This window comes from Flexivirga sp., assembly GCF_035551235.1.
Taxonomy (GTDB): domain Bacteria; phylum Actinomycetota; class Actinomycetes; order Actinomycetales; family Dermatophilaceae; genus Flexivirga.
In genome coordinates this window covers 20,287-36,406 of sequence record NZ_DASZNO010000005.1, presented here as the reverse complement: position 1 = coordinate 36,406, position 16,120 = coordinate 20,287, and the positions used below count along the sequence as shown (strand labels likewise).

Here is a 16,120-nt window from a genome sequence, read left to right as displayed (position 1 = left end):
CACGATTCGGAAGGACAATCACTTGCCCACCGCCGACCTCGACGACCTGCGGGTCCGTGTCCAGCACGCGCTCGACGAGGAGCGCCGGACCCAAGCCGGGATCCTGGCACCCCTCGGGCCGGACATGGCCGACCTGCTGGACGCCGTCTTCGCGCTCCTGAGCGGTGGGAAACGGCTGCGCGCGGGCTTCTTCTACTGGGGTTACCGTGCCGTCGGCGGCCCGGACAGCGCCGCGCTGGTGCGTGCTGCCATGTCCCTGGAGGTGTTCCAGGCCGCGGCCCTGCTCCACGACGACGTGATGGACGATTCCGACGTGCGGCGCGGTATGCCGTCGGCGCATCGCCGCCTGGCCGACATCCACCGCGAGCGGGGTATGGCTGGTGACCCGGACCGCTTCGGTGAAGCCGGAGCGATCCTGGCCGGCGACCTGTGCCTCAACTGGACCGACGAGATCTACTCGACCAGCGGGCTGCCCGCCGACGAGCTCGCCCGCGGGCGGCTGGTCCTGAACACCATGCGCACCCAGCTGATGGGCGGGCAGTACCTCGATGTCATCGAGGCGGCGCAGACCTGGGACGACGTGCCCACAGAGGAACGAATCAGCCGGGCTCGCAAGGTGATTCGTTTCAAGAGCGCGAAATACACCATCGAACACCCGGTCCTGATCGGCGCGACCTGTGCCGGCGCCGACGACGCGACACTGTCGGCGTTGTCCGACTACGGCCTCGCGCTGGGTGAGGCGTTCCAGTTGCGCGACGACCTGTTGGGCGTCTTCGGGGACCCCGAGCAGACCGGCAAACCGGCCGGCGACGACCTGCGCGAGGGCAAGCGCACGGTGCTCATCGCCTACGCGTTGCAGGGCATGAACTCATCGGATCTGCAGCGTTTTCGGGCCGTCTTCGGCGACGCACAGATCGCGCCCGACGACGTCACGTGGCTGCGCGAGCAATGTGTGCGCACCGGCGCCGTCGACCAGACCGAGAAGCTCATCGCCACCAGCGCGGACGCGGCCAGGACCGCTCTGGACACCGCCCGGCTCACCGACGAGGGCCGGGCCGCACTGCTCGACCTGATCGACATCTCCACGGCACGCTCGTCGTGAGAAGTGACGACCGTGGCCCGAGGAGTGCGGTCGTGGTCGGCGCCGGCCTTGCCGGGCTCTCGACAGCGCTGCACCTGCGGGGCGCCGGCGTCGAGGTCACCGTCCTCGAGGCACAACCGACTGCCGGCGGCCGCTGCCCCGAGGTGACCGCCGGCGGTTACCGCCTCGATGTCGGTCCCACTGTCCTCACTGAAACCGACCAGCTGGCAAGGGCATTCAAGGCCGTCGGCGAGTCACTCGAGGACCATCTGACTCTGCTCGAGGTGGACCCGGCATACGTCGCACACTTCGCAGATGGCAGCAGCCTGTCGATGCACAGCGACCCGCAACGCATGCGTGACGCCATACGTGACCTGGCCGGCGAGCGGGACGCTGCGGGGTACGACAGGTTCGTCCGCCACGTGCAACGCCTGTATGACGTCGAACTCCCCCACTTCATCGACCGCAACCTGGACGGTGTGCATTCGCTGCTCCGGCCGGCGCTGCCGCGGCTCGCGGCACTGCGTGGGTTCGGGCGCCTCGACCGGTTGATCGCATCGTTCTTCCACGATGAGCGGCTCCGACAGGCCTTCAGCTTCCAGTCGTTGTATGTCGGAGTGCCCCCGCACCGGGCGCGCGGCATGTTCGCCGTCGTGAGCGCGATGGACCTGGTGCATGGCGTGACCTACCCGGTCGGCGGCATGCACGCGATCGTGCGCGCGATGGTCGAGGTCGCCCGCGCGCACGGCGTGGAGTTCCGGTTCGACCACCAGGTCGACGCCGTCCGGCAGGTCGGCGACAGCTACGAGGTCCGCACCCCACACACCGCCCATGCGGCCGACGCAGTCGTGCTGACCTGCGAACCCGCCCGCGCCGCAACGCTGTTGGCCGATCCCGACGCCCTGCGACCGGACACGACGGCAGCACCGAGTTGTGTGCTGCTCGCAGCGGGAGTGCCTGCCGGCCTGCCGGGCTCAGGGCATCATCACCTGCATTTCGGAACATCGTTGCGTGGGGCGATGGACGACATCACGAGCGGGCGGCTGATGCGCGACCCGAGCTTCCTGGTGTCCGTGCCGACCCGGACCGACCCGACCCTCGGCCCGGCCGGTGCCGACGTGCTCTACGCACTCTTCCCGGCGCCGGCACGGGACGGCAGTGGCGCCGACCTGGACTGGCGCCAGCTGCGCGGTGCCTATCGGGACCACATGCTGCGGTGCCTGACTGCTGCCGGCTACGCGGTGGACGATCTCGTCGGGGAGCAGCTGATCACCCCGCAGGACTGGGACGACCGCGGAATGCCTTGGGGCACACCGTTTTCCAGCGCACACACCTTCCGACAGAGCGGGCCCTTCCGTCAACCGAACGTGATCGGACCGCGCCTCGCGCTCGCCGGTTCGGGCACCACCCCCGGGGTCGGGGTGCCGATGGTGCTGATCAGCGGCCGGCTGGCCGCCGAGCGAGTTCTGGCGGGTCGAGGACACAGGCGCCACCCCGACCATGGATGAGTTGAGCGCCGCCTACCGGACGTGCCGCCGGATCAACGCACTGCACGGTCGCTCGTTCTATCGCGCAACGAGCCTGCTGCCGCCCGGCCGTCGACCACACATCTGGGCCCTGTATGCCGTGGCCCGGCGCAGCGACGATCTGGTGGATGCTCCGGCGGCCGGCACCGATCCGGCAAAATCGTTGCGGCAGTGGGAATCCGAGGTGATGCGGGCAGTCTCGGGCGGGTCCGAACCCACTGATCCCGTGCTGCGCGCGTTGCGTCATACGGTGCGGATCTACGACATCCGCCCGCGACTCTTCGCGGAGTTCTTCGAGTCGATGCGTCGCGACCTGACCACCACGCGATATGCCACCTGGGACGACCTGCGCACCTACATGCGCGGCAGTGCCGCCGTGATCGGCGAGATGACGGCGCCGATCCTCGGCAGCGGCCCGCCCGGCCTGCCCTACGCGGCAGCGCTCGGCGAGGCGTTCCAGCTGACGAACTTCATCCGCGACATCGCCGAGGATTGGCAGCGCGGGCGAATCTACCTGCCATTGGAGGACTTTCGCACCGCCGGTTGCACCGAGGACGACCTCGGCACCTGCGTCGCGACCGGCACGAGCAGTCCAGCCCTACGGCGGCTGGTGGCGTTCGAGATCGCCCGCGCCCGCACCCTCTATGACGCAGCGCAGCCGGGCCTGGCCGAGGTCGACACGGTCGTCCGGCCCTGCCTGCGAACCGCCTTCGGGCTCTACAGCGAGATCCTGCGGGAGATCGAGCGACGCGACTTCGAGGTGTGCCGCGGCCGGGTCGTCGTCCCGGCGGCGCGACGTGCTGTCGTCCTCAGTCGCTCGCTGGCCGGCGGGCGTCCCTGGCGCTCCACCAGCGCCACGACACGATGGTGAGCAGAACCAGCGCGAACCCGAAGCCGAGGTCTTCGACCGGCGCGTAGAAGATCCGCCAATCCCCCATGAAACGCTGGTGATTCGTCCCGAGAATGGTCGATCCGTCATACGTGACGATCCGTCGGCCGGTGAGCCAGCCGTTGACCGCGAACTGCCCCGCCAGCGTGATCGCATAGGCGATCCACCACTGCAGCGTCAGCACAACGCGGGTGCGCACGACGACCAGGTCGATGACGAGCGCGACGGGCACGGCGATCAGCGCCAGCAGGGTGTAGGTCATCGTCCGCGCCGCCGCTGCAACAGAGAGCCGACGGCCTCATAACTGGCGATGGCAGCAAAGGGTATGACGACGAAGAACGCCCACTCCTCGAGCGGTAGCCCGAGCAACCGAGCTCCCAGGACCTGCCCACCGTCGAAGTCCCACTGCCCGGAATGTGTGGCCCACAGGTCCCAGATCACGAATGGCGCCGCAGCGCAGCAGATCGCCGCGAGCAGGACGCGCACCCGGCGCATCCGCGTGAGATAGAAGACCGGAACCAGCGGCACCGTCGCGGCCAGACAGGCGATCAGCACCGCGGCATACGCCAGGTGCCTCATCAGGTCAGAAAGCGAGCTCGGAGGCCCGCTTGCGCACCTCCGCCTTGCGATGTGCCAGCAGCATCGTGATCGGCGAACCCTCCACCGGCAGCGTGGGATCGACGGTGAACAGCCACTCCAGGGCCTCTTCGTCCGACAACCGGGCGTCCCGCAGCACGGTGATGGTGCCCTCGAGCGCGGTCAGCAGATGGTCCTCCTCGACGAAGGCCGCCGGCACACACAGCGCCCTGTTGGGCCCGACCCGGTGGGCGAGCACGACCTTGTCGTCGACGAGGCGCCGCGCCTGGCGCTGGGTCAGCCCCAGCGCGTCGCCGAGTTCGGGGATCGACAGCCATTCGCCGACCAGAGTCTCCAGGTCGCTCGTCGCATCAGTCACGAGAGAAGAGTCTAGGCGCCGATCCATTTGGCCCTTCGAGGCGCGGGGTGACGAAAGCGGGGTCCCCGCGAAGTATTCGGAGGAGCGAAGCGGGGGAGAAACTTCGTGGGGTGATCGACACGCCTGCCCGGCGTGGGTCGGCCACCTCGGGTCCGCAAGCCGCTACTTTGGCGGCGAGTCACATCTGTCCCAACTGCCACATCCGGGCGCCCCGAACGCCCGCTCGGGCTAAGGAGACCCATGCCACCGCTCACCACCGGCGCACCCCCGGCCGCCGTGCACGCCATCCACGCCCAGGCCGGCGTCAACACCAAGAAGGCGTCCCAGCACGCCACGAAGGTGAAGTCGAAATCGCCGCGGTTGCACCCCCGGCGCAGCACGTCGGTCGCCAAGAAGGCCACCCGCATCGCCTCGCCGTACCGCGTGCAACGGGGCGACAACCTGACCTCGATCGCCGCTCGGCAACACGTGTCCGTCGCCGCACTCATCAAGGCGAACGGCATCGCCAATCCCAATCGCGTGCTCAGTGGCTCGGTCCTGCGCATCCCGCATCGCGCCGCACCGCACAAGGCGGCTCCGCCGAAGAAGGCGACCGCCGGAAAGACGCCACGCCGGACCGCGAAGAAGACTCCGGCTGCCACCGGGACATCGGCCAGGACCAGGGCGACGCGAGCGGCCATCGAGAGACGAGCCGTGCCCAGCCGTACCCAGACGAAGGCGATGATCGAGCGGACCGCCCGCAAGTATGGCGTCAACCCCCGGCTCGCACTCGGCATCAGCTGGCAGGAGTCCGGCTGGAACCAACGCGTGGTGTCACCGGTCAATGCGATCGGCACGATGCAGGTCCTGCCGCAGTCCGGCGAGTGGGCGTCGGCGATGGTCGGCCGCAACCTGGACCTGACCGACACCCAGGACAACATCACCGCCGGCGTCGCCATCCTTCGCTACCTGACCAGCAACGCGACGAGCCTGGACCAGGCGATCGGTGGCTACTACCAGGGGCTCGCCGGTGTGAAGCAGCACGGGGCGTATGCCGAGACGAAACATTACGTGCGGAACGTCAGGGCCCTCATGGAACGTCTCTGACAAGAGTCCTTCCATGGCGCGCCCGGTCACCTGGCCGGCGCAGGAGCACGAGGTTCGTAGACTTTGGCCGTGTCCGTATCCGCCCCTTCGCTCGTCGGTCGCACGATCGACAAGCGATACGTCGTGCGCGAGCACCTTGCCGACGGCGGAATGGGATCGGTCTACGTCGCGCTCGACGAGCGCCTCGACCGCGAGGTCGCACTCAAGGTCATGCGGCCCGATCTCGCCCGCGACGAGGAGTTCGTGCGGCGCTTCCGTCGCGAGGCCCGCTCGGCCGCACGGCTGACGCACCCCAACGTCGTCGCGGTCACGGACCAGGGCTCCGACGACGAATTCGTCTTCCTCGCGATGGAGTTGGTGCGCGGCCAGACCCTGCGCCAGCTGATCCGCCGCGATGCACCCCTGCCGATCCGCCGGGCGCTGGACTACACCGAGGGCATCCTGCGCGCCCTCGACGCAGCGCACCAGGCCGGTCTGGTCCATCGCGACGTGAAACCCGAGAACGTCCTGATCGGCGCACACGGCGTGAAGGTCGCCGACTTCGGGCTGGCCCGTGCAGTCACGACGGACACGGTCACCGGTGACAGCGATGTGCTGCTCGGCACCGCCGCCTACCTGTCCCCGGAGCAGGTCGAGGTCGGCCGGGCCGACGAGCGCAGCGACGTCTATGCCGCCGGCCTGCTGCTCTTCGAGATGCTGACCGGCGAGAAGGCGTTCCCGGGTGACTCCCCCATCAACGTCGCCTACCAGCACGTCCATGGCACGATGCCGCGCCCGTCCGACGCGGTGCCCACCGTGCCGTCCGTCGTGGACGACCTGGTGCTCCGGTCCACCGCGAAGAACCCCGACGACCGCCCCGCGAACGCCGGCGCGATGCTGCACGAGTTGCACCTGACCCGCGACCGGCTCGGATCGGCCACGCTCGACCGGACGCCGCGCAGCGAACCGCTGGAGGTCTCCGACGACCACACGACCGGCCCGCTCGACGCCGACTCGACCCAGCAGATCGGGCTCGGCGACCCGCCTCCGACCGGCCGCACCCGGCGTCGCCGCTGGCGCTGGATCGCCGGGGCGCTGGCCGTCGTACTGCTCATCGCGGGCGGACTCGGCGCGTGGGCGTTCACGGCCGGGCCGTTGGGCAAGGTCGAGGTCCCGACCGTCGCCGGTGCGAAACAGGGGCGCGCGGTCGACGCCATACAACACGCGGGGTTGCACGCCCGGGTCAAGCAGGTCTTCTCGGAGAAGGTCGCCCGTGGAGTCGTCGTTTCGGCGGCCCCGGCCGCCGGTGACGAGGCGCGCAGGAACTCCACCGTGACGCTGACGGTCTCCAAGGGCGCCGAACGCTACAACGTCCCGTCCGTCGTCGGCAGGTCCGAAGCCGCCGCACGCATCGCCATCAAGAACGCGCACCTGCGGGTCGGCAAGGTCACCCACGCGTATGACGAGAAGGTGGCCACCGGCAAGGTGGCCCGCGTCGACCCGGACGGCGGAAGCGCACAGAAGCCCGGCACCAAGGTCGACCTGGTGATCAGCAAGGGCAAGCAGCCCATCGACATCGTCGATGTGACCGGCACGCCGAAGGCCGAGGCCGAACAGACCCTCACCGAGGCCGGCTTCACGGTGACGTTCGGTGCGACGCAGCACAGCGACACGGTCCCGCGCGGTGACGTGATCAGCCAGGATCCGCCGAACGGCACCGGACACAAGGGCGACGAGATCCGGTTGGTCGTGTCCCAGGGGCCCGTCATGGTCACGGTGCCCAAGGTGATCGGCATGAGTTCGGGCGCGGCGAAGGAGAAACTGGAGGCGCTGGGCTTCCAGGTCAAGACAAGCTATCCGCTGCTCGTCCCGGTGCTTTTCCAGGTACAGGGACAGTCGGTCAAGGCCAATACCCAGGCGCCCAAGGGAAGCACCATCACCATCGACGTGGTCTGAACGCTCCACCCGTCGCGGTCCGACGGATTCGGAAGCGGAGGATCCGTCCGATAGCATGCCTAAGTGACTGCCCGTAGTTCGTCCTCGCTCCCGAAATGACGGGGGCAGTTTCACAATCGCCGGCAACGGCAGGTGTCCCCGAGCCCGGACCGACACCTGCGGCCCGAAGGACCCGCCCGTCACACGCCGAGTGGATTGACCGTGTCCTCGCCTCCGACCCCGGCCTCAACCGGCTGCGGATGGCGCTGCAGGTCGTCGTCAGCATCGGCGCAGCACTGCTCGCCGAGCGCCTGTTCGTGCACGTCACCGGTGCCCTGCAGCAACCCGTGAGGGGCTTGCCGGCCGAGCTGGCCGCCGCGGCCACTGCCGGCAATCACGCGATGCTCGTGATGAGCATGATGGTCGGCGCCATGGTCTGCATGATGGCGACCTTCGCAGCTCCGATGGTGCCGACGGTGGGTCGGCTCTACCTGACGATCCTGCTCATGCCGATCCCGATGATCGCCGGGCTGGCCATCGGTCTGGCGACCGGCCGGAATCGTCCGCTCGCACTCGCGATCCTGACGGTGATCCTGGCCGGTGGTGCCTACCTGCGCCGTTTCGGGACGTGGGGCTTCTTCGGCGGGCAACTGCTGTTCATGGGCGACTTCATGGGTTTCTTCCTCGGGAGCCGGGTGGACTTCACGACGATCAACTGGCTGGCGCCCGAAGTCTGTGTGGGTGCCGCGGTCGCCGCTCTTGCCCAATTGCTTCTCTTCCACCCGAGCCGGCGGCGCACCCTGCGCCGCATCCGACGCAGTTTCGCCGGGCGCGCGAACGCGCTCGTGGACAGCGCGCTCGATGTGCTGGACGACCCCGACGACCGACGTGCCCTCCGGCGCCTTCAACGCCGTACCGTGCGCCTCAACGAGACCGCACTGATGGTCGACGCCGCGATCGGCGCGCCCGGGGCAGTGCCCGACGGCACGACCGCGAAGCAATTGCACCAGCTCGTCTTCGACGCCGAGCAAGCCCTCGCCAACATGGCCCGGTTCGCCGCGACCCTCGGCCGCAGCGGACTCAACGACGGCGATCAATCCCTCGTGCGTATGGCGCTGGCGGCCGTCGGCCGGCACGACCCGGCCGAAGCGCAGCAGAGTGCGCAACTGCTGTTCGAGCGCCTCCACCGGGCCGAGGCCCGGACACCGGCCGATGACGCATCCCGGCAACGGCGGGTCATCGTGCACCGCTTCGCGTCCAGCGTCCAGGACTGGGCACAGATCGCGGCCAACCCGCTGCGGAACGCCGCTACGAATGAGGACTCGGAGTTCATCCCGTCCGTTGCGCTGGTCGGCGGCTGGTTGCCCGGTTCGACCATGGTGAGTGCGAGCGCATCCAGCGAGCGCGGGCCGCGCAGGCGGGACCGGGTGCGTCTAGCCCCGAACGTGCGGGTCGCCTTCCAGATCGCAGTCGCCGTCTCGGGCTCGATCGTGATCGGCAGCATCCTGTCCGAACGCCGCTTCTACTGGGCGGTCATCGCTGCCTTCGTGACATTCATGGGTGCGAACAACGCGACCGAGCAGGTGCGCAAGGGGCTGCTCCGGGTCCTCGGCACCCTCGTCGGTGTCTTCGTCGGATCGCTGCTGGCGCACGTCATCGGGCATCACACCGACCTGGCCGTCATCGTCGTGCTCGTGTCCATCGGACTCGGCATCTATCTGCTACGCATCAGTTATGCATTCATGGTGATCGGCATCACCGTGATGGTGTCGCAGCTGTACGTCCAGCTCGGCGAATACACCGACTCCCTGCTGCGCCTGCGTTTGGAGGAGACCGCCATCGGCGCTGCCGTGGCGATCGTGACGGTGCTGGTCGTCTTCCCGTTGCGGTCCTGGCAGGTCGTCCGGGTCGCCGCGCGCGGGCACGCCGAGGCCGTCCAGGCGCTGGTCGACAGCACGCTGCGTCGTGTCACAGGCAGCTGCGCGGACGCCGAACTCCGTTCAGCAGCAAGGACTCTCGACGCAGCGCACCAAACCCTCATCGCATCGCTCCAACCGCTGCGCGGCCTGCCGGGCCCGGGCAGCAAGGTGCACCGCGGGCTGCGCTCGGCGGCGGACGCATCCGTCCACCGGGCCAGGATGATGCTGCGCGAGAGCGGGCGCATCGCGATGCGCGACGGCGAGGACACGAACGCAGGACTGCGGTCGGACGCGGTGGCGCTGGATGCGGCTCGGACCCACTTGAGCGGGTCGTTGCAGGTGATCGCCGATGCGCTGACCGAGGACCACGTCGCGAACGAACACGTCTACACGCGGTCCGCCTCACTCTTCGACGTCATCGCCACCCGACGTGCCGACGCCGACCTGATCACACCCGAGCAGCTGCTGCTGCGCGACGCCCGGCTGCTGGACGAGTCGATGGCCGCCTTCGCCGCCGCCGCGGACCTACGGGTGCGCGCGCTCGACACCGACGCGGACACCCACGCCGGCCGCTGATCAGTGCTGCGGGCGGTCCCGCTGCGAGAGCATCTCTGCGACGAGGAACGCCAGCTCCAGGCTCTGCTGGTGGTTCAGTCGCGGGTCGCAGGCGGTCTCGTAACGCTTCTCCAGGTCGGCGTCGAGGATCTTCTCGCTGCCGCCGAGGCACTCGGTCACGTCGTTGCCGGTGAGCTCCACGTGGATGCCGCCGGGCACCGTACCGAGGTCGCGGTGCACCTCGAAGAAGCCACGGACCTCTTCGATGATGTCGTCGAACTCGCGGGTCTTGTAACCGGTGGACGACTCGAACGTGTTGCCGTGCATCGGGTCACAGATCCAGACGACCTTCGCACCGGTCTCGGTGACCCGGCGGACGATCTCCGGCAGCTTGTCGCGGACGTTGCCCGCACCCATCCGGGTGATGAACGTCAGCCGGCCCGGCTCGTGCCCCGGGTCGAGGCGCTCGATCAGTGACACGACCTCGTCCGGGTCCGCCGTCGGCCCGAGCTTCACACCGATCGGGTTGTGGATGCGCGCCGCGAAGTCCACATGGGCGTGGTCCAACTGGCGGGTGCGCTCACCGACCCACACGAAGTGCCCGGACACGGCGTAGGGGTTGCCGGTGCGGGAGTCGATGCGGGTCAGCGGTTGCTCGTAGTCCAGCAGCAGCGCCTCGTGGCTCGCGAAGAACTCCACACCGGACAGTGGTGTCGACTCGAAGTCGACGCCACACGCGAGCATGAACTTCATCGCGCGGTCGATCTCCCGCGCGATCGATTCGTACCGCGAGTAGGCAGCGTTGGCGATGAAGCCGCGGTTCCACTCGTGGACGTGCCGCAGGTCGGCGAATCCGCCTGTGGTGAAAGCACGTACGAGGTTCAGCGTGGACGACGCCGTGTGGTAGGCGTGCAGCAGTCGCTGTGGGTTCGGGGTGCGCGACTCGGCGTCGAAGTCGAAGTCGTTGATGATGTCACCGCGGAAGGCCGGCAGCGTGACGTCGCCGCGGGTCTCGGTGTTGTTGCTGCGCGGTTTGGCGTACTGCCCGGCGATGCGGCCGATCTTGACCACGGGGGTGCTGGCGCCATACGTCAGCACAGCGGCCATCTGCAGGATCGTCTTGACCCGGTCGCGGATGTTGTCGGCGGTCGCCTCGGAGAAGCGCTCTGCGCAGTCGCCACCCTGCAGGACGAAGGCGTCACCCACCGCAGCGGCGGCCAGCCGCGAGCGCAACACGTCACACTCACCGGCGAAGACGAGCGGCGGTGCGGCGGCGAGCTCGGCACGGACTCGATAGACCTCGTCGGAGTCCGGCCACTGCGGCTGCTGCAGGGAAGGCAGTGCCGGCCACTCGATCTGCTCGGCCAGCAGGCGGGGCGTGGAAAATGCGTCAGGGGTCGTCGTGCTCACCCGCCAAGGGTACGGGCGCCGACTGGGTATGCCGCGTCCGGTATTGCCTGCTGGTCATGATCAAAGATGAAGGTAGTGCGGATGTGGGCAAAGTTGCTGGTCAGGCGCGGAGCGATTGACCAGCAACTTTGCACGCACCTCACTACTGGGACTTCGCCGCACCGTCGGCGTGGTCGGCGGCGGCCGTCGTCCGGTTCTCGGTCGCGCCGGGGTCGGCCGGTGCGTCGTCCTCGGCCCTGTCGGCCTGGTCGGTCTCGCCGTCCTTGTCGTCCTTGTCGTCCTTGTGGTGCTGCAGTCGATCCTTGGCCTGGGTCGCGAGGGCGGCCGCGCCACCGCCGATCTCCTTCGCCTTCTTGGTGATGCCGCCCTTCTTCAGGGATGCGGCATACACGTCGACATACTCCTGGCCGGTGAGCAGCATGATCTCGTACATCACTTCGTCGGTGATCGACCGCAAGACGAAACGGTCGTCCTCCATGCCCTCGTAGCGGGAGAAGTCGATCGGCGCGCCGAACCGCACATGCGGCCGCACGATCCGCCCGAAGAGCTTGCCCTGGGGCGCGATCACGTCGGTGCCGATGACACCCACCGGGATCACCGGCGCGCCGGATTCCAGTGCGATGCGCGCCAGGCCGGTCTTGCCCTTGTAGAGCCGGCCGTCGGGAGATCGAGTGCCCTCCGGGTAGATGCCGAAGACCTCGCCCTCCCGCAGGATCCGCAGGCCGGTCTCGAGCGCGCCCGCAGCCGCCGTGCCGCTGCTCCGGTCGATCGGCACCTGACCGGCGCCGGAGAAGAAGGCCTTCTGCAGGCGGCCCTTGACGCCAGGGGTGTTGAAGTACTCGGCCTTGGCCACGAACGTCACGCGGCGCGGGATCACCAGCGGCATGAAGAGCCAGTCCGCCACCGACAGGTGGTTGCTGGCGAGGATGACCGGTCCCCGCTCGGGGACGTTCTGCGCACCCTCGACCGTCGGGCGGAAGACGCCCTTGAGCAAGGGGCCCAGGAGCACCCACTTCAGCAACCAATAGAACACTGCATCTCCTTCGCACCGGGTTGATTCCCACCGCACGTGGCCGCAACCCGTTGCACGTCATCGGCTTCCGGTGCAGGATACGGCAGGCGTCACACGCCTTCGCCGAGGTGAAAGGATGTTACGCGGACGACAACCTCGAACACCCTCAGCGAAGGAATCATCATGGACGTTCTGCCTGGGGCGGAGCCCTTTGCCCACGACGGTTCCGACATCGGTGTCCTGGTCTGCCATGGCTTCACCGGGACCCCACAGAGCATGTTGCCGATCGCGCGCCGCTGCGCCGACGCCGGATACACCGTGCGGCTGCCACGCCTGCCCGGCCACGGCACGACGTGGAAGGAACTCAACACCAAGCGCTGGACCGACTGGTGGTCCGAGATCGATGCTGCGTATGACGAGCTGCGCCAGCGCTGCGACCGGATCGTCGCCGTCGGCCTCTCGATGGGCGGCACGCTGGCGACCCTCGCGGCACAGAGTCACCCCCACGGCATACGGGGCCTGGTGCTGATCAACCCCGCCTACACGATGCGCGACATCCGACTCAAGGCACTCCCGGCGTTGCAGCACGTGGTGCCGTCGATCGCGTCGATCGCCAACGACATCAAGAAGCCCGGGGTACGGGAACTCGCCTACGAGCGCACCCCGCTGCGGGCGTTGCAGTCCCAGCGGCAGATGTGGGAGAAGGTCACGCGCGACCTGCCGCAGGTGACACAGCCGGTGCTGTTGCTGCACTCCCCCGACGACCACGTCGTCCCGCCGGAGTGTTCGGCGTTGCTCCTGGCACGCGTGTCCAGCTCCGACAAGACCGAAATCCTGCTGACCGACAGCTATCACGTCGCCACCCTCGACAACGATGCCGCACTGATCGAGGATGAAACCATGCACTTCATCCAACGGGTGACCGAGCGGCCGTGATCGAGGACTTATGAGCCTCGAGGGCCGCGAGGGACCGGACGAGCAGACCGACATCGACCGCCGGTTTGCCGAGATCGTCGCGCAACTGCAGCCGCAGGAGACCGACTGGGACAAGGCCGCCGCGCACGATTCGCCGGCCGGCGAGCAGGCCGACAGCGACGCCGGAGATGACGACGCCGGAGATGACGACACCGGCGATGACGAGGAGGACGAGGACGACGAGGACCCGCCGCAGGCTGCAGCGCCGCCGGCGTCACCGTTGGCCGGCCTCCCGGACCAGTGGCGTATGCCGCCGAGCGGCTCGGCGTCCCTGCTGGACGACGACGACGCGGACGTGTTCGTCCCGGCGCCACCGCGCCCCCTGCCGAGCAGTGACGACATGGGCTTCTGGACCATGGCCGGTTGCCTGATCGGTGGCCCGGCCTGGCTGCTCTACCTCTTCTTCTTCGACCGCTACGCCCAATCCCTGTGGTGGGTGCTGGCCTGCGCGTTGTTCGTGGCGGGTGTCATCCAGTTGTTCATGCGGTCGCCGAAGAACCGCGACGACCTCGACGATGACGACGACGGCGCGGTGCTCTAAGGCCTTCCGGCTACTCGGACAAGGCGCTGACATCGACGTCGACGACCACGGGCAGGTGATCGGTCGCCGCCGCCAGCTGTGCCGTCGGCAGGACCAAATCCGGTGTCGTTCCTGCTAATTCGGCCGATGCGAAGATGCCGTCGATGCGTTTGTGCGGCTGCTGCGCCGAGTAGGTGGGTCCGTCCGCCGACACCTCCCGCAACCCGCGCGCGAGATATCGCCACGTCTTCCCGGCCGGCTCCTCGTTGAGGTCGCCACCGAGAACGACCGGGAGACCTCGGGTCGCTGCGGCACCGAGCAACGCCTTCGCCTCCGGCAGGCGATCCGTGCCGCGCAGCGACAGGTGGGCACTGGCTGCCACCAGCGGCCGATGGCCGGGCAGCCGAACGGTCGCCATACCGAAGCCTCGCGGCTCGTCGAATCTGCGCACGGGCAACCGGCCGTGGCATGCGTCGAGCACGTCCAGCCGCAGGCTGGTCATCAACGTGGTGCTCATCCGGTAGCGCCTGCCGCCGAACCACGTCAGCCCGACGTCGTCGGCGAATGTCGCGATGCGGTGGCCCGACACCGGATGCCGCGGGACCTCCTGCAGCAGCAGGACGTCCGGTGCGATCGCGCGAATGACCTCGACCAGCGCCGCACGATCATCCTTCAGAGCACGCACGTTGTATGACGCGACCCGGATCACGTGCGGATCGCGGGCCGGACCGGGTGCCTCGAGACTCGCCTCGAAACTCATCGGTCCGCCTCGGCGACCGCGGTGCGGGCCAGGTCAGCGGCTCCGACGAACCCGGACTCGTTGCCGAGCGCCGCCTGCACGATCCGTGCCTCGGGCCGGTAGCCACGGCCGGCCAGATGCCTGCGGAACGAGTCCCGCGCCGGGTCCAGCAGCATGCTTCCGGCAGCGCTCACGCCACCGCCGATCACGAAGGCACCGGGGTCGAACGCGTTCGCCAGGTTGGCCAGGCCGGTCCCCAGCCAGGTCCCGATCTCGGCCAGCAATTCGGCCGCCGTCGGATCGCCGGCCCGGGCAGCCTCGGTCACCATCGGACCGGTCAGCTCACGCGGGTCGCCGCCGACACTCGCCGCGAGGTCGTGCGCCAGCGGGGATCCGGCCAGCACCAGCGAACGAGCTTCTCGCACCAGCGCATTGCCACTGGCGTACTGCTCCCAGCAGCCACGGTTCCCGCACTCGCAACGGTGTCCGCCGGGCATGACCTGCATGTGCCCGAACTCACCCGCGATGCCGAACCGGCCACGCTGGATCCGGCCGTCCACGACGATCGCGCCGCCGATCCCGGTGCCGAGATTGACCATCACGACATGCGATTCGCCCTGGACGTTGCCGAAGCGGTATTCGGCCCAGCAGGCGGCGTTGGCGTCGTTGTCGACGAAGACCGGCACGTCGAGACGCTGCAACAGGGCATCGCGCAGTGGCTCGTGCCGCCACGACAGATGCGGTGCGAAGACGACGGTCGCCCGGTCGGCGGCGACGAAGCCGGCTGCGCCGATACCGACGCCGACCACCTCGCTCGTCGCGCGCCCATGCAACTCCTGCACGACCTCGACGATGAGGTCCTCCACCACCTTCGGCTCCGTCGTGCGGTGCGGCGTGTTGCGACGGACCTGGTCGATCACGGTCCCGCTCGCGTCCACCAGGCCACCGGCGACCTTGGTGCCGCCGATGTCGATCCCGATGGCGAGCGATGTGTGCGGATCGGTCACTGCGGCAACTCCCCTGCTCGTTCGTGTCCCATGTCAGTCGTCGTCCCCGCCGGTCACCGGGACGTCCATGCCGCCGTCGGACCGCCCCGATGCGCCGGCGTCGGGCGCGTTGCCGGCGCCGGTGGTGGACGTGCGGCGCTGCTCCGCGGCCGAGTGCAGGCCGCCGGCGACCAGTCCCAGCAGGTCGGCGACCCTGTCCAGCAGGTCCGGCTGGACGGCCTGCACCAGGCCCGCCATACGACACACCGGGCACATCCGACAGACGGCTTCGACCGCGGCGCCGTGCGCGCAATCGCAGCTGGGTGCTGCTGCGGCGGCGGGCGGACGCGCGCCGGCGGCCCGGTCGGGCTCCTCGGTGGCGGTGCCGGCGCCTGTGTCGTCGACGGACGTGTCGTGCGCTGCAACATCGGCCGCGAGCTTGCCGTTCTGCGCCCAGACCGCGAACGCCTCGGCCAACCGCATCGCTTCGTCGGCGACGGTGGACGCCCCGGTCTGCTGGTTGTCGGGATCGGCGGGATCGTCGGGTGTCACG

Annotated in this window: 16 protein-coding genes; 8 read left to right on the top strand and 8 right to left on the bottom strand. The window is 68.9% G+C overall.

What is annotated here, in order from left to right:
• Positions 1 to 22 precede the first annotated feature (22 nt).
• Genes VG502_RS00505 through VG502_RS00495 form a run of 3 tightly spaced genes read left to right on the top strand, consistent with a single transcriptional unit; the run spans position 23 to position 3,478 of the window.
• Positions 23 to 1,102, top strand: a complete 1,080-nt coding sequence (locus VG502_RS00505; protein WP_325547684.1) for a polyprenyl synthetase family protein — start codon at positions 23 to 25, stop codon at positions 1,100 to 1,102.
• A complete protein-coding gene (locus VG502_RS00500; protein ID WP_325547682.1) occupies positions 1,099 to 2,589 on the top strand; it encodes a phytoene desaturase family protein in 1,491 nt (496 codons plus the stop codon). The genes VG502_RS00505 and VG502_RS00500 overlap by 4 nt, the downstream gene beginning before the upstream one ends.
• The gene (locus VG502_RS00495) at positions 2,582 to 3,478 is read left to right on the top strand and encodes a phytoene/squalene synthase family protein (RefSeq protein WP_325547680.1); all 897 of its coding nucleotides are present in this window, start codon (positions 2,582 to 2,584) and stop codon (positions 3,476 to 3,478) included. Before VG502_RS00500 ends, VG502_RS00495 begins: the two co-directional genes overlap by 8 nt.
• Here the strand turns inward: VG502_RS00495 and VG502_RS00490 are convergent.
• Genes VG502_RS00490 through VG502_RS00480 form a run of 3 tightly spaced genes read right to left on the bottom strand, consistent with a single transcriptional unit; the run spans position 3,417 to position 4,451 of the window.
• Positions 3,417 to 3,758: a lycopene cyclase domain-containing protein gene (locus VG502_RS00490; protein ID WP_325547679.1), complete on the bottom strand. Its 342-nt coding sequence runs from the start codon at positions 3,756 to 3,758 to the stop codon at positions 3,417 to 3,419. The genes VG502_RS00495 and VG502_RS00490 overlap by 62 nt on opposite strands.
• Positions 3,755 to 4,075: a lycopene cyclase domain-containing protein gene (locus VG502_RS00485; protein ID WP_325547678.1), complete on the bottom strand. Its 321-nt coding sequence runs from the start codon at positions 4,073 to 4,075 to the stop codon at positions 3,755 to 3,757. Before VG502_RS00485 ends, VG502_RS00490 begins: the two co-directional genes overlap by 4 nt.
• Positions 4,076 to 4,079: 4 nt before the next feature.
• The gene (locus tag VG502_RS00480; protein ID WP_325547677.1) at positions 4,080 to 4,451 is read right to left on the bottom strand and encodes an Rv2175c family DNA-binding protein; all 372 of its coding nucleotides are present in this window, start codon (positions 4,449 to 4,451) and stop codon (positions 4,080 to 4,082) included.
• Between the two features lie 240 nt (positions 4,452 to 4,691).
• On the opposite strand from VG502_RS00480, the gene VG502_RS00475 reads away from it, so the two are divergent.
• From VG502_RS00475 to VG502_RS00465, 3 genes are all read left to right on the top strand, one after another.
• On the top strand, positions 4,692 to 5,537 hold the full coding sequence (locus VG502_RS00475; protein WP_325547675.1) for a lytic transglycosylase: 846 nt from the start codon (positions 4,692 to 4,694) through the stop codon (positions 5,535 to 5,537).
• Between the two features lie 69 nt (positions 5,538 to 5,606).
• Positions 5,607 to 7,472 (top strand): Stk1 family PASTA domain-containing Ser/Thr kinase, encoded by a 1,866-nt coding sequence (gene pknB, locus VG502_RS00470; protein ID WP_325547673.1) that lies wholly within the window; start codon positions 5,607 to 5,609, stop codon positions 7,470 to 7,472.
• A 95-nt stretch (positions 7,473 to 7,567) separates the two neighbouring features.
• Positions 7,568 to 9,946 (top strand): FUSC family protein, encoded by a 2,379-nt coding sequence (locus VG502_RS00465; RefSeq protein ID WP_325547672.1) that lies wholly within the window; start codon positions 7,568 to 7,570, stop codon positions 9,944 to 9,946.
• Here the strand turns inward: VG502_RS00465 and VG502_RS00460 are convergent, their stop codons facing one another.
• Together VG502_RS00460 and VG502_RS00455 are read right to left on the bottom strand one after the other, a co-directional pair.
• Positions 9,947 to 11,335 (bottom strand): class II 3-deoxy-7-phosphoheptulonate synthase, encoded by a 1,389-nt coding sequence (locus VG502_RS00460; protein ID WP_414655686.1) that lies wholly within the window; start codon positions 11,333 to 11,335, stop codon positions 9,947 to 9,949.
• A gap of 142 nt (positions 11,336 to 11,477) precedes the next feature.
• Positions 11,478 to 12,368, bottom strand: a complete 891-nt coding sequence (locus VG502_RS00455; RefSeq protein ID WP_325547670.1) for a lysophospholipid acyltransferase family protein — start codon at positions 12,366 to 12,368, stop codon at positions 11,478 to 11,480.
• A gap of 162 nt (positions 12,369 to 12,530) precedes the next feature.
• Here VG502_RS00455 and VG502_RS00450 point away from each other — a divergent pair, with 162 nt between their 5' ends.
• Together VG502_RS00450 and VG502_RS00445 are read left to right on the top strand one after the other, a co-directional pair.
• Positions 12,531 to 13,283, top strand: coding sequence for an alpha/beta hydrolase (locus tag VG502_RS00450; RefSeq protein ID WP_325547669.1), 753 nt, complete (start codon positions 12,531 to 12,533; stop codon positions 13,281 to 13,283).
• A 10-nt stretch (positions 13,284 to 13,293) separates the two neighbouring features.
• Positions 13,294 to 13,863: a hypothetical protein gene (locus tag VG502_RS00445; RefSeq protein ID WP_325547667.1), complete on the top strand. Its 570-nt coding sequence runs from the start codon at positions 13,294 to 13,296 to the stop codon at positions 13,861 to 13,863.
• Between the two features lie 10 nt (positions 13,864 to 13,873).
• Here the strand turns inward: VG502_RS00445 and VG502_RS00440 are convergent, their stop codons facing one another.
• Genes VG502_RS00440 through VG502_RS00430 form a run of 3 tightly spaced genes read right to left on the bottom strand, consistent with a single transcriptional unit; the run spans position 13,874 to position 16,119 of the window.
• A complete protein-coding gene (locus tag VG502_RS00440; protein WP_325547665.1) occupies positions 13,874 to 14,602 on the bottom strand; it encodes an endonuclease/exonuclease/phosphatase family protein in 729 nt (242 codons plus the stop codon).
• On the bottom strand, positions 14,599 to 15,588 hold the full coding sequence (locus tag VG502_RS00435) for an ROK family glucokinase (protein ID WP_325547663.1): 990 nt from the start codon (positions 15,586 to 15,588) through the stop codon (positions 14,599 to 14,601). The genes VG502_RS00440 and VG502_RS00435 overlap by 4 nt, the downstream gene beginning before the upstream one ends.
• Positions 15,589 to 15,621: 33 nt before the next feature.
• A complete protein-coding gene (locus tag VG502_RS00430; RefSeq protein ID WP_325547662.1) occupies positions 15,622 to 16,119 on the bottom strand; it encodes a hypothetical protein in 498 nt (165 codons plus the stop codon).
• Position 16,120: the final 1 nt, after the last annotated feature.